The organism is Chitinophaga filiformis (assembly GCF_021646545.1).
Classification (GTDB): Bacteria; Bacteroidota; Bacteroidia; order Chitinophagales; family Chitinophagaceae; genus Chitinophaga; species Chitinophaga filiformis_A.
In genome coordinates, this window is the sequence record NZ_JAKIRP010000002.1 from 218,347 (window position 1) to 232,373 (window position 14,027).

The window sequence follows — 14,027 nt, forward strand, 5'->3', positions numbered from 1 at the left end:
AAACACGCGCGTAAACGCTGCGGAAGAAACTAGGACACGTAAAAAAAAATTATGAACATTTTGAACCAAAATCTCGTTTTGGGGCTGCTCTCTTGTGCCCTGCTGCCAGGTATTGCCATATCTGCCAGTGCACAGACGCCCTCGATGTATGCCGCGAGGCAATCTGATAAGATCCCTGTAAAACATGTATCAGCTACTGTGTCCCTGAAAGAAGCTTTAATAAAGCTGAAGAAGTTCCAGAATATCCGTATTGCTTACAAGGAGGGGCTACTGGACGGGAAAGTAGTATCTGCTGAGTTACTGGAAAAAGCAGAGCGTATGGAGGCAGAAGCTGCCCTGAAGCTGCTGCTTTCTGATTTCTCATTAGCCTATATGCGCGTCAATAAAACACAGTATTCCATATATGTACCAACAGCCGCTACCATACTGAACGTCAACAGTCTGATGGCTGATAAGCTGAAGGGTAAGGTAACGGGTCCTGATGGCGCACCCATTCCCGGCGCCAGCATTGTGCTCAAGGGAAACACATCAGTCGCTACGATGGCTGCTGCTGATGGCAGTTTTGAACTGAACCTGAAGGGCGCTACTCCTCCCTTCGTGCTGATTGTAAGCTCTATGGGCTTCAGCAAACAGGAAGTGAACGTGACCGATGCGGCCGCTCCTTTAACCGTAAGCCTTGCAGAAGCGAATGAATCATTGTCTGAAGTGGTAGTAACAGCCCTCGGTATCAGAAAAGAGAAAAAGGCGCTGGTATATGCCGTAACAGAAGTAAAAGGAAGTGAATTTACACAGGCACGCGAAGTGAACATCGCCAATGCTTTGAGCGGAAAGATCGCCGGTGTGAACGCTACGAGCCTGGCAAGCGGCCCCGGTGGTTCCAGCCGTGTGATCATCCGTGGTAACAGTTCACTGGGTAGTGAGAACCAGCCTTTATATGTAGTGAATGGTATGCCGATAGACAATACCACACCAGGTGGTGCACCTACTACCGGCGGTGGTGGCCAGAACGTGGACAGAGGTGATGGTATCGGCGGTATCAATCCGGACGACATCGAGACCATCAGCGTATTGAAAGGTGGTTCTGCTGCTGCATTGTACGGCTCCCGTGCTGCAAATGGCGTTATCCTCATCACTACCAAAAAAGGCCGCGCCCGTAAAGGTATTGGTGTAGACTACAATACTACTATGACCCTGGAAACGCCTTCCGTAATGCCTGACTGGCAGTATGAATATGGTCAGGGTGATAAAGGCCTGAAGCCAACTTCACAGGCAGAAGCTATTACCTACGGCCGCCGTTCATGGGGTACTAAAATGGATGGTACGCAATACATCGCCTTCGATGGTAAAATGCATACCTATTCTCCTCAGAGGGATAATATCAAAAACTTCTACCGTACCGGATCTACCTTTACCAATACTGTAGCATTCAACGGTGGCAGTGAGAACATAAATTTCCGCTTCTCGCTCTCTAATACCAACAGTAAAAGCATCGTTCCCAACTCCAAGTTCGACAAGAAGATCGCGAACCTGAACCTGAATGCTTTCCTGGGTAAAAAACTGAGCATAGAAGCTGTAGCGCAATATAATGTTGAGAATGCAACCAACCGCTCCAGTTCCGGGGATGCCACCGGTAACCCCAACTGGGGCGTGTATATGATCGCAAACACGGTGGATATCCGCTCACTCGATCCCGGTTATGATGAAACAGGCCGTGAGATCCAGTGGAACGAAACCGCGTACGCATCTAACCCTTACTTCGTTATCAACAGGTTTAAGAACAACGATACCAAAAACCGTTTTATCGGTCAGGCGAGCGTGAAGTACGATCTGCTGAAGAACCTCTATGTAAAAGGTACTGTGAGCCGCGACTTCTTTAACTACAACTACGTAGGTATCATTCCTACCGGTACAGTATATACGACCGGTGCTGCAGGTGAGTACAGTGAACTGAGAAATGCAGTTGCTGAGACCAACTCTATGGTGACTGCCAACTACAATACCAAGATTGCCGGTACTATTGGTGTGAATGCACTGGCTGGTGTGAATGCCCGTCGCTTCAATTCCAACCAGACCGCTATCACCGGTACACAGTTTATCATTCCGTTCTTCTACAGTTCTACCAATCTGACCACTTCTACTACTACGCCTACAAGGAATAAAGTAGCCACCAACTCAGTGTTCGGTTCTGTGGACCTGGATTATAAATCTGTCATCTTCCTGAACTTCACAGGACGCCAGGACTGGTTCTCCACACTCAGTCCAAAGAGCAACAATATCTTCTACCCGTCTGTAGGTGGAAGTGTTATATTGTCAGATGCGGTAAAACTGCCTAAAGCGATCAGCTTTGCAAAACTGCGCAGTTCATGGGCACAGGTGGGTGGTGCTACGCCCGATCCTTACATCCTGAACCAGACTTACTCTATGGTACAGGGTGGTCACCTGGGCCGTCCGGTACAGCAGATCACACAATCCAATCTCGTGAACCTGGTTACCAACTCCAACCTGAAACCGCTGACCTCTACTACTTTTGAAGTGGGCGGCGAAGTACAGTTCTTCGATAACAGACTGGGTATTGACCTCACTTATTATAAGAAGCAGACTACTGACGATATCGTAAGCACAGCTGTATCTACCGCTTCCGGTTATAACAACGCTTTGCTGAACGTAGGTAAGTTGTCTAACAAAGGGATCGAGTTACTGTTGACCGGTACACCTGTTAAATCAAAGAACTTCTCGTGGAATGTGAGCTACAATATGGCGCATAATACCAGCAGGGTAGAGCAGCTGGCTGCGGGTTTGACCACTTTACAGATGGCAACGAGCGTAGGTAGCTGGGCATTTATCCACAATACAGTAGGACAGCCTTATGGTATTATTAAAGGATATACTACTGTAAAGAATGCAAAAGGACAAACTGTATATAACAGCACAACAGGTTATGAGCAGAAGAGTGACCTGGTAGCTCTCGGCAATGGGGTGCCACCTTTAACAATGGGGCTGAGCAACACTTTCAATTACAAACGTCTCTCGCTCGATATATTGCTGGACGGTAAGTTTGGTAACAAAGTATTCTCCGGTACAGATGTATACGCCACCCGTTTCGGTCTGCACAAGAAAACACTGGCAGGAAGGGAAACAGGTCTGGAACTGAATGGTGTTGACCAGAATGGTAATGAATACCACAACACGATCCCGGTAGCGAATCTGCGTCTCTATTACGACAACACCAAGAACTACACAGATCAGTTCCTGTTTGACGGCAGCTTTGTAAAACTGCGCCAGGTGATCTTCAGTTATCAGATCCCTGTACAGAAGATGAAGTTTGTGCAGAGTGCTTCCATCTCTTTTGTAGCTCGTAACCTGGCCATCCTGTACAAAAAGACTGACAACTTCGATCCGGAATCCAGCTATACAAATGGTAATGCACAAGGCTTTGAGGCGTTTGGTATTCCACGTACAAGAAGCTTCGGTGCTAACCTGATGGTGAAATTCTAATCTCTAAAACTACTACGGATGAAAATGCGCTTTAACTACTTACTATATACAGCCATTGCAGCAACGCTGGCTTTCCAGTCCTGTGATAAAGGATTCGAAGAAATGAATGTGAATCCGGATGCATCACCGACCGTACAGCCTGAATATATGTTCAGTAAAGCTTTGCTGGATGCTTTTGGAAACAGCTATTTCTCTACTGATGTACTGGCCTGTGGCGGTTCTATGCAACATTTCGCTACTTACAAGGATGTACCTGGTATCGGTGATAAATATTATTTCCAGCAGGGTACCTATCCCTACGATTATTTCACAACAGGATATACAACTGCTGTCAATGAAATAGCCACTACTATCAATGCACTGGATGCAGATAATCCTGCTGACGGGAATAAGCTGGCTATCGCCCGCATTTTCAGGGTGTACATCATGCACCGCCTGACAGACCTGTACGGCGACATTCCATATTCAGCTTCAGCGAAAGGATATACAGAAAATAACTTCACACCGAAATATGACGCACAGGAAGATATCTATGCCGACATGCTGAAAGAGCTGGACGAATCAGCTGCGAAACTGGATCCGGCAGTAGCAACTTTTGGTCCTGGCGACTTTGTTTATTCCGGTGATGTGAACAAGTGGAAGAAGTTCGCGTATTCCCTGATGCTGCGTCTGGGCATGCGGCTGTCAAGAAAGGCGCCTGATGTGGCAGAGACCTGGGTAAAGAAGGCTATTGCCGGAGGTGTCATCACCGCGGATGGAGATATTGCTACGATGAAGTATGTGGATGGTTCACAGGCTATCAACCGTAATCCTGCAGCAGCCAGTATGTTGTCTAACGATTATGCAGTAGCAAATGGCAATAACAATACAGAGGGCGGTAAGCTGGCCAAGACATTTATTGATGTGCTTAGGGCAAACAATGACCCCCGTTTGAATGTTATTGCTATAGTATGGAATAATGGTAAAGCAGATACCAGCACCGCACTCCAGAAGGGTATGCCAAATGGTCTGCTGAATAAGCCGGCTGATTTTACCACCTATTCAGAGCCGAATCCGGCTACTATCCTTCAATACAATGCCCCTTTCATCCTGATGAGTGCCGCCGAAGTGAACTTGTTGCTGGCAGAAGCGGGCGTGAATGGCTGGTGGGAAGGAAGCGCTGCTGGCGCATTTGCTGACGCCATTGGGGCTTCTATGCGTAACTGGGCATTGTTTGGCAGTGGTGGTGTGATTGCCCGGGAAAAGATCGCTGCCTATCAGGCTGCTCATCCGCTGACAGGAGGTGCAGAGGCTATGAAAGCGATGATCGGGCAGGAGAAATGGGTGTCTTTATTCCTCGATGAGCAGGAGATACATGCTAACTGGCGCCGTACCGGATATCCTGCATTGACACCGGTAAATGTTCCTGGTAATACGACCGGTGGCACTATTCCCCGCCGTCTGTTATATCCGCCTTCTGAAGAAAGCGTGAACAGCGGCAGCCTGGCGGAAGCAATTACCCGTCAGGGACCAAACCTGATGACAACCCGCGTATGGTGGGATAAACAATAACATACCCGTATCTCAAATTAACTGAAATCATGCAAAACCAAAGAAGATCCGTATTAAAGAAGATAGCAGCTACATTGGCTGGAATCACAGGTGTCAACGCAATTGCCAAAGCCGCAGCTCCTGCTTTGCCGGGAGGCACTCCGCAGGGAGAGGTGATCTACGACCAGGAAGTGCCATTGTTCTCAAGTTTTAAGATCCATGGCAACACGGTCTATATCGCGGGAATAGGCGCCCACTTTGAAGGAGATATCAAAGCACATACGGACCATGTATTAAAAGAAATGGAGAAAGTACTGACCAAGGCAGGGTCATCAATGGAAAAGGTGCTGAAAGTAAGTGTGTTCCTGCATGATCTGAATGATTACAAAGCGATGAATGAGGTGTTCAGAGGACGGTTCGGTAAAAATCCGCCTGTCCGTACCACGGTAGCAGTATATGGAGGTGTGCCCGGCGATTCTCTCGTAGAGATGGATTGCATCGCTACCCTCTGAGGAAGCGCTTTTCTTTACTCTTTCTTTTTTTACTTATGAAACCGAGCATGATGGACCTCGTTCACACGGGGGCAGGTTCATGCGAGGTTCCATCCGACCAGTAAAAAATAAAAAATTAACGGATGAAACGCAGAGACTTATTGAAGAATATGTCTGCAATCCCGGTATTCGGTGCTCTTGCAGGCAGTACTAAACTATTGCCCTTACCTGATGAAACGGTAGATGCGGCTGCAGGTGGAAAGGACTATTTCAAGGAGCTGGGCATCCGCACTTTTATCAATGCTGCCGGTACCTATACTTTTATGACAGGCTCCCTGATGCGCCCGGAAGTGATGGGCGCCATCAATTATGCTTCAAAAGAATATGTATTGCTGGATGAGCTGCAGGATAAAGTAGGGCAACGTATCGCTAAACTGCTGCGTTGTGAATACGCTACTGTTACATCAGGAGCTGCCGCTGCCATGACATTGGGGGCTGCAGGCGTACTGACCGGCATGGACGAAAAGAAGGTGGTACAGCTGCCCTTCCTGGAAGGTACAGGCATGAAAACAGAAGTGATCCTGCAGAAAGAGCACGATATTCCCTATGTGCATGCTTTGAAAAATACAGGGCTGAAGATCGTATATGTTGAAGGTGGCCGCGAAGCACTGGAAAAGGCCATCAGTGATAAGACTGCTCTCATGTATTTTCTCAACGCCAACAACTTCGACGGCAAGGTACAGGTGGAAGAGTTCCTGAAAATAGCGCAGGCACATGGTATCCCTACCATGATAGACTGTGCGGCAGATGTGCCTCCGGTAGAGAATCTGTTCAGGTACACTGAAATGGGGTATGATCTCGTTTGCTTCTCGGGAGGTAAAGGCATTCGCGGTCCGCAGAGTGCGGGACTGCTGCTGGGTAGGAAGAAGTATATTGAAGCTGCAAGACTGAGCACGGCTCCCCGTGGTAATACGATTGGCAGAGGATTGAAGGTAAACAAGGAAGAGATACTGGGCATGCTGGTGGCGCTGGAAACTTACCTGGCCACTGACCATGCGAAAGAATGGAAGATGTGGGAAGCGCAGATTAAGCTGATCAGCGACGCGGTAAAAACGGTATCTGGTGTGGAAACCAAGGTGGTGGTACCACCAGTGGCCAATCATATTCCCACCTTGCATATCTCCTGGGATCCAGCGAAGATCCCTGCTACAGCAGCAGAGATCAGGGAAAAGCTCCGTAGCGGCAATCCTTCTATAGAAGTCGCCGATGGCGCTAATCAGCACACCTTTAATGTTACCACCTGGATGCTGGTGCCCGGCCAGGAAAAAATAGTCGCAACACAACTGAAAAAAGTATTGACAGAAAAGGCACTGTCTGAAGCGCATGGTTGATGGTTGATAAACAGTGGTGTGTTTAATCACCTACAGGGAACTACAGGGTTGGTAAAGTGCACGGAATTGCCAACTCTGCCCTGTTTTCTCTTTAAACGATTTCGGATTTACATAAGCCGGTAAAGGGCGCTCCTGCCAGTAAACAGGACTGCACGTTTCGATACTGTCGCGCAGCTCTTTGTATACTGTCGCAGGGGCGCCGCCTACCCGGTTCTTTCATTCATGCACAGGTCTCAGTATTAAAAAGTAAGGTCATGAGGAGCATCATTCAATACCTGGTACTGCTGGTATCGGTGAATGTTATTTTCACCGGTGCCCGCGCCCAGCAATACAGCCTGCTGATCAAAGGCGGGCACGTTATAGATCCGAAAAATAATATCAATGCAGTCATGGACATTGCATTGACAAACGATACTATTGCAAAAGTAGCAGCGCACATAGACCCGGCTGCAGCGCAGAAAACCATTGATGCAAGCGGCTTGTATGTCACACCGGGGCTGATAGACATTCATACACACAACTTCATGGGTACTACTCCCAACCGTTACCTGAACAACAGTTATGAGGCCGTGGCGCCGGATGGTTTTACTTTCCGCTGTGGCGTGACTACCGTTGTGGACGCGGGTAGCTCCGGCTGGGAGAACTTTGAGCTTTTTCTTGATCAGACTATCCGGCACTCAAAAACAAGAGTGCTTGCTTTTATCAATATTGTTGGCGGCGGTATGCGTGGCGGACCTTATGAACAGGACCTCAGGGATATGGATGCGAAAATGACAGCGCTGACCATCCGCCGTTACAAACAATGGATAGTGGGAACAAAAGTGGCGCATTATGAAGGGGCAGAATGGGCGCCGGTAGACCGTGCGGTAGAAGCGGGACGCCTCACGGGAACGCCTGTCATGATTGACTTTGGTGGTAGTAATCCGCCTTTGTCGCTCGAGGAACTATTCATGCAGCACCTGCGTCCCGGCGATATCTTTACACATGCCTATGCGAAAGTGAAAGGCCGTATGTCTATTGTTGACGATAGTGGTAAGCTGCGTCCGTTTGTGCAGGATGCCCGTAAGAAAGGTATTCTGTTTGACGTCGGGCATGGAGGTACCAGCTTTAGTTATTCACAGGCCATTCCTGCATTGAAGGCGGGGTTTTATCCTAATACGATCAGTACAGATATTCATAGCGGTAGTATGAACGGAGACATGAAGGACATGCTGAACGTCATGTCCAAATTCCTGAACATGGGAATGTCCCTGCCGGAATTGGTGAAGGCAGGCACTTCGGCTGCAGCCAGCGCGATACATCATGAGGAATTGGGCAACCTGTCGGAGAAAAGTGTGGCAGATATTGCTATCCTGCGTGTGGAAAAAGGGAGGTTCGGCTTTACTGATGCGCACACACGTGTGGAAGGCGACAGCAGACTGGTATGTGAAGCAACACTGCGTGCGGGAAAGGTGGTATATGATCTTAACGGTATTTCAATGCCTAAATAACCCGAAGCATTGGGTATTTTTAGTATATTCTTCATTCAAAAACTGATACATGAAATTGTTTTATTTCCTCCCTTTATTGTTACTGTCATGCTGCTTGTATGCACAGACCATTCCCAGGGAGGAACTGATCTTTCTTACTGCCGAGTGGAAGGGAGAGCGCTTTCCTGACGGAAGGCCGAAAATACCAGACGCAGTTGTTGAGCAGGCGCGTACGGTAAGCCTGGATGATGTATGGACGATTCTTGAGGGAGAAGGCTACCATTGCCAGTTTGATGGCGGCTGGAAAATGATCCATGACGACAAGCCGATTGTTGGTCGTGCTATAACAGCGATGTTCATACCCTCCCGTCCTGATGTGGAGTTGCATATGAAGGAGAGGGGACAGCAGCGGGGCTTTAAGGGAAACAGCAATTCCTGGCCTATCCAGCAGTTATCGAAAGGGGACGTATATGTTGCGGATGGCTTTGGTAAAATAGCGGATGGTACGCTGATCGGTTCTACGCTGGGCAACGCTATTTATGCCCGCTCAGGCAATGGCGTAGTGTTTAACGCAGCTGCACGCGACCTGGAAGGGCTGAAAGAGATCAACGGGTTTAATGCGCTGGTGCGTGACTGGGATCCCTCTTTCCTGAAAAATGTGATGTTGTCGGGGTTGAATGTACCGATACGTATTGGCCGTGCGGTAGTGCTGCCGGGCGATCTGGTGCTGACTTCCAGTGAAGGTGTGGTATTTGTGCCTGCACACCTGGCAGAAAAAGTGATCGGTATTGCAGCGTTCATACAGGTAAAAGACCAGTTCGGATTTGAAATGGTGAAAGCCGGAAAATATACGCCTGGCGAGATCGATAATAACTGGACAGATGCTATCCGCGAGGCGTTTCTGGAATGGCAGCACAAACAAGCCGGCAAAAAGCCTATGACCCGCCAGGAGCTGGATAAGATGCTGGAAAAAAGGACCTGGTGATCATTCTTAATTTTAAAACTATTTCCACTTTATGACAGCATTACTTCCCGCCGCCGGGCCTTTCATCATTGCATTCTGGGTCATACTGGCCATTCTTTTTTCAAGACATCCGCAAACGAGAGGTTTTGTGTATACGCTGATGATCTTTGCGGCTGTTACCACAGCAATGTATTATCCCCAATACTTTCTGACTATAGGAGGTTTTGACCTTTCAAAGCTGATTACGCCGCTTATCCAGATCATCATGTTTGGAATGGGAACTGCTATGAGCTTACGCGACTTCTATGGTGTGATCAAAATGCCGATGGGTGTTTTTACCGGTGTAGTGTGTCATTTCACCATTATGCCTTTTGTAGGCTGGGGGCTTGCCCACCTGTTCAGCTTCCCGCCTGAAATAGCAGCCGGTGTGGTGCTGATAGGAACAGTACCCTGTGGCATGGCATCCAACGTTATTTCTTACCTCGCCAAAGCCAATCTGGCGCTGTCGGTTACATTGACGGCCGTTTCCACTATGATGGCGCCTTTTGTAACGCCTTTCCTGATGCAGTGGCTGGCAGGCAGTTATATAGATATCAGCGTCAGCGCAATGATGTGGGACATCTGTAAGATCGTGATCCTGCCGGTGGCGGCAGGTCTGCTGTTCAATCATTTCCTGAGTGGTAAACTGAAATGGCTGGATAATGCCATGCCGAAAGTATCGATGTCGGCTATTGCTTTTATTATCGTCATTATTACAGCTAAGGGGCGTGAAAGCCTGCTGGATGTAGGTGCATTGCTGATATTATCATCACTTATACACAACCTCTCGGGGTATACACTGGGTTATTGGTTATGCCGTCTTATCAGAATGAATGAGCAGGATTGCCGTACGATAGCGATTGAAGTGGGCATGCAGAACGGCGGACTTGCAACGGCCATTGCGAAGGATATGGGAAAGATCGCTACAGTGGGACTGGCGCCGGCGGTATTTGGTCCGCTGATGAACGTAACCGGTTCTCTGCTGGCATCGTGGTGGCACCGGCATCCGCCCAAAGAAGCACCAAATGAAAAAGCCGTTCAGCTGGAAACGGAACGGCTTTAGTTTATCATTTATAATGTAGCAACAGTGACGTTGTACATCAACGAGGTGGAATATATAAATAAAGACAAACGGGGAATTACTGTTAAGTGGCTATCAAGATAATGACAAAATGCGAAAAAACTATTCTTTTAAGGTAATTTTTTACAGTTTTTTTCATGAGGCATTTACTTTGATCCATAAAAGTGTATTTTGTTATATAAAACCACGTATATGAATAATCCTAAACAACGCAGGGAATTTCTCAGGCAGATGGCATTGTACACTATGGGTGCGGGTCTTTTGCCCTCGGTGCTCGCAGCATGCAATACCGGCTCTTCCACAAAGGAAAGCAAAGACAGTACCAACGTAGGAGAAACAGCAGCTGACAAAACGGCTAAAGAATTATTCTTTAAGATATCTCTGGCGGAATGGTCTTTCCATGAGGCTATATTCGGAGGAAAACTGTCGCATCTTGACTTTCCGCTGAAAGCCAAGAATGACTACGGGATTGAAGCTGTTGAATATGTAAACCAATTCTTTAAGGATAAAGCAACGGACAAAGCCTACCTGGCAGATCTGAAGAAACGTTGCAGCGATAATGGTGTGCGTAGTGTGCTGATTATGATTGATGGTGAGGGGGAAATGGGAGACATGGCTGAGAAGAAAAGGAACAAAGCCGTAGAGAATCACTATAAGTGGGTGGAAGCGGCAGAATACCTGGGTTGTCATGCTATCCGTGTAAATGCGGCAGGAGAAGGCAAACCGGATGATGTGGCAAAAGCAGTAGCAGAATCGCTGGCTAAATTGTCAACATTCGCCAATACACATAACATCAATGTCATCGTAGAAAACCATGGCGGAAGTTCGTCCAATGGTAAATGGCTGGCAGGTGTGATGAAACAGGTGAATATGCCTAACTGTGGTACTTTACCCGACTTTGGTAACTTTTGCCTGAACCGTACCAAACCTGTAGATAATACGCCACAGGGATGGGCGGCTACCAAATGCCTGGAAGAATATGACCGCTATGAAGGAGTTACAGAATTAATGCCTTTTGCAAAAGGTGTAAGCGCCAAAACACATGATTTTGACGCCGAAGGCAATTGCGTGGAAACAGACTACCGCAAAATGCTCAAAATAGTAAAGGACGCCGGTTATACAGGTCATATCGGTATCGAATATGAAGGCGCTAAACTTTCTGAAGAGGAAGGTGTACGTAAGACACTGGAACTGCTGAAGCGAGTAGGTGCAGAACTGAGCTGAGAATAAACAGCAACGTAAGAGATCGGGAACCCGGAACGCTATTGTTCCGGGTTCTTTTTTTAGTCCATTATACGAAAAAGCCGACCTGCCTGCAGTGGTAAAACTGATTTCTCCCGGTACAATAATTGGATGTTTGTTGTTAACTAAAACATTGCCGCCTTGGATCTTCATGCTGGTTATCCTTATTCTTTGGTAAAATATGGGCTGCCATTCAATTACCCCCGTCTCGACCATGATGTAAAGACCGACGTATTGATTGCGGGAGGTGGTATTTCAGGCGCATTAGCGGCCTATTATCTTACAGCAGCAGGGATACCGGCTATTGTTGCAGACAGCCGTACTATAGGATTAGGCAGTACCTGCGCCAGTACTTCGTTGATACAGTATGAGATAGATGTTTCCTTGTCCCGTTTAACAAACAGGATAGGGGAGAAGAACGCGGTTGCCGCTTACCGGTTATGTTATGAGGCTATAGGGGTGTTGGAAAAGATCTGTAAGAAGATCGGCGCACCCTTTTTTGATCGCAGGGATAGCCTTTTTCTGGCGTCGTACAAGAAAGATCAGGAATGGATCAGGAAAGAGTATGCCTTACGTAAATTGCTGGGTTTTGATGTGAGCTATTGGGATGATGCGATGGTAAAAGACAAAATGGGGTTCGATGCTCCGGGCGCTATTTATTCCCGCATGGCTGCACAGACAGATACCTACATGCTGACCCATTTACTGCATCAGTACAATATTAAAAAGGGAGTGGAAGTATATGACAGGACCACTGTTGCCGATATTTCCCATCAAAGGAATGGCGTCATTGTTCATACGCAGGAGGGACACCGGATCAAAGCAAAATACCTCATCATGGCAACCGGTTATGAAGCCTCACAATATATCAGGGAGCCATTGTTAAAACTGCGCTCTACATATGCTACGGCGAGTGAAAGCCTGCAGATGGATGGTTGTTGCTGGCATAACAACTGCCTGATATGGGAAACCAAAGATCCTTATTTGTATATGCGCCCGACAAAAGACAATCGCATATTGGTAGGTGGCAGGGACGAGTACTATTACAATCCGTCGAGGCGCGATAAACTGATCAGCAAAAAAGGGAAGATGTTGCAGGAGGACTTCAATAAGAAATTTCCGCATATTCGCTTCATATCTGAATTTCAGTGGACGGGTACATTTATTTCAACTGACGACGGACTTCCGCTCATTGGTAATTATCCGGCTATGCCGCGTACTTACTTTGCCCTGGGTTTTGGTGGTAATGGTATTACGTTTGCCCAGATAGCTGCTGAAATAATCACCGCCATTATTCTCGGAAAGAAAAATGCTGTACCGCAGATGTTTGCCTTTGGAAGAGGATAGGTCAGAAATCAATAGTTACTTTATTCTTCCTGACTTTGTAATTAAACCCGGCAGTCTGCCGGATCTCTTCCAGTACTTTTGTCAAAGATGCCTGGCTGAATTCTCCATTCACGCCTCCCGCAGCAGATACGTCTCCTTCCACATAGATCTCTGTACTGTACCATTCCTCCAGTTTGCGAACGGCATTCATAAATGGTTCATCATGGAAAGTCAGTTTATCCTGCAGCCAGGTTTCCATTTCTACCGGGTGATATGTTTCTTTCTCCATCAGGTCAATTTCTTTATTGGCCAGTACCATATTTCCCGGGCCTAACATCTCCGGCTGATCATCAGTTTTGGAATAATAGGATTTGCTCACCTTCACTTCTCCACTCCGCACGTAGGCCGTTGCACCCTGTTGTGACTCAAAACACCGCATTTTGAAAGCTGCAGGTTTTGTGGCCGTCATGGTCAGGATATTTGTTTTGACTGTGAGCGGATAAGCGGTGGAATCAAAATATGCTTCCCCATCCAGCAGGAGGGTGTGGCTTTGAGCGAAATTGCCAGGCACGAGCAATTTGGTATTGCTGTTCAGGATAACAGGTGTTCCGTCTGGTAGTGAGATCTTTTTACGTTCTCCCAGTACGCCTTCGTAGGTGGTGTAGGTCTGTCCTTTTTCATGAAAGGAGGCCAGCACTTCTTTCGGCTTCCGCAGTAAGAATACGGAGACTAAGGTAATGATACATAGTAGCACTACGATAATATAAGGCGATCTGCGACGTGACCTGGTATTTGCTTGCTTAGTAGGCACTGGGAAATATTGACTTTGATGAAGATATAAAATTAAAGAAAAAAATATAGGACGGAAGCTTTATTGGGTTTAAATAAAAAGAAACTTACAGATGTTCTGTTTAATAAAAGAAGGCTTTTGTTCGAGTTTTTCAAAACAGCTGCGGGCGGACGGTCATTGTTGTCAGATCATTTTGTTGGAAATCTGTC

10 protein-coding genes are annotated in these 14,027 nt (G+C 47.3%); 9 read left to right on the forward strand and 1 reads right to left on the reverse strand.

Features of this window, described 5'->3' with window-relative positions; genetic code table 11:
* Positions 1–51 precede the first annotated feature (51 nt).
* The 9 genes from L3C95_RS07250 (at position 52) to L3C95_RS07290 (ending at position 13,049) form a co-directional block, all read left to right on the forward strand.
* Entirely contained in the window at positions 52–3,495 is a 3,444-nt protein-coding gene (locus tag L3C95_RS07250) for a SusC/RagA family TonB-linked outer membrane protein (RefSeq protein WP_236386200.1), read from the forward strand.
* An 18-nt stretch (positions 3,496–3,513) separates the two neighbouring features.
* Positions 3,514–5,046 carry a SusD/RagB family nutrient-binding outer membrane lipoprotein gene (locus L3C95_RS07255; RefSeq protein WP_236386203.1) on the forward strand — a complete coding sequence of 511 codons (1,533 nt, stop codon included), beginning with the start codon at positions 3,514–3,516 and terminating at the stop codon, positions 5,044–5,046.
* 29 nt (positions 5,047–5,075) lie between these two features.
* A complete protein-coding gene (locus L3C95_RS07260; protein ID WP_236386204.1) occupies positions 5,076–5,537 on the forward strand; it encodes a RidA family protein in 462 nt (153 codons plus the stop codon).
* A 122-nt stretch (positions 5,538–5,659) separates the two neighbouring features.
* Entirely contained in the window at positions 5,660–6,907 is a 1,248-nt protein-coding gene (locus tag L3C95_RS07265; protein ID WP_236386206.1) for an aminotransferase class V-fold PLP-dependent enzyme, read from the forward strand.
* Between the two features lie 254 nt (positions 6,908–7,161).
* Positions 7,162–8,397 (forward strand): amidohydrolase/deacetylase family metallohydrolase, encoded by a 1,236-nt coding sequence (locus L3C95_RS07270; protein WP_236386207.1) that lies wholly within the window; start codon positions 7,162–7,164, stop codon positions 8,395–8,397.
* Between the two features lie 49 nt (positions 8,398–8,446).
* Positions 8,447–9,361, forward strand: a complete 915-nt coding sequence (locus tag L3C95_RS07275; protein ID WP_236386209.1) for an RraA family protein — start codon at positions 8,447–8,449, stop codon at positions 9,359–9,361.
* 31 nt (positions 9,362–9,392) lie between these two features.
* Positions 9,393–10,442 (forward strand): bile acid:sodium symporter family protein, encoded by a 1,050-nt coding sequence (locus L3C95_RS07280; RefSeq protein ID WP_236386211.1) that lies wholly within the window; start codon positions 9,393–9,395, stop codon positions 10,440–10,442.
* Between the two features lie 210 nt (positions 10,443–10,652).
* Positions 10,653–11,684: a sugar phosphate isomerase/epimerase family protein gene (locus L3C95_RS07285; protein ID WP_236386213.1), complete on the forward strand. Its 1,032-nt coding sequence runs from the start codon at positions 10,653–10,655 to the stop codon at positions 11,682–11,684.
* A gap of 159 nt (positions 11,685–11,843) precedes the next feature.
* The gene (locus L3C95_RS07290) at positions 11,844–13,049 is read left to right on the forward strand and encodes an NAD(P)/FAD-dependent oxidoreductase (RefSeq protein WP_236386216.1); all 1,206 of its coding nucleotides are present in this window, start codon (positions 11,844–11,846) and stop codon (positions 13,047–13,049) included.
* Between the two features lies 1 nt (position 13,050).
* Here L3C95_RS07290 and L3C95_RS07295 read toward each other — a convergent pair whose 3' ends face one another.
* Entirely contained in the window at positions 13,051–13,839 is a 789-nt protein-coding gene (locus L3C95_RS07295) for a FecR family protein (RefSeq protein WP_236386218.1), read from the reverse strand.
* Positions 13,840–14,027: the final 188 nt, after the last annotated feature.

What these genes read in the sequence shown, in the direction of transcription:
- L3C95_RS07250 (WP_236386200.1), top strand. Translation starts at nt 52, where the DNA reads ATGAACATTTTGAACCAAAATCTCGTTTTGGGGCTGCTCTCTTGTGCC.
- L3C95_RS07255 (WP_236386203.1), top strand. Translation starts at nt 3,514, where the DNA reads ATGAAAATGCGCTTTAACTACTTACTATATACAGCCATTGCAGCAACG.
- L3C95_RS07260 (WP_236386204.1), top strand. Translation starts at nt 5,076, where the DNA reads ATGCAAAACCAAAGAAGATCCGTATTAAAGAAGATAGCAGCTACATTG.
- L3C95_RS07265 (WP_236386206.1), top strand. Translation starts at nt 5,660, where the DNA reads ATGAAACGCAGAGACTTATTGAAGAATATGTCTGCAATCCCGGTATTC.
- L3C95_RS07270 (WP_236386207.1), top strand. Translation starts at nt 7,162, where the DNA reads ATGAGGAGCATCATTCAATACCTGGTACTGCTGGTATCGGTGAATGTT.
- L3C95_RS07275 (WP_236386209.1), top strand. Translation starts at nt 8,447, where the DNA reads ATGAAATTGTTTTATTTCCTCCCTTTATTGTTACTGTCATGCTGCTTG.
- L3C95_RS07280 (WP_236386211.1), top strand. Translation starts at nt 9,393, where the DNA reads ATGACAGCATTACTTCCCGCCGCCGGGCCTTTCATCATTGCATTCTGG.
- L3C95_RS07285 (WP_236386213.1), top strand. Translation starts at nt 10,653, where the DNA reads ATGAATAATCCTAAACAACGCAGGGAATTTCTCAGGCAGATGGCATTG.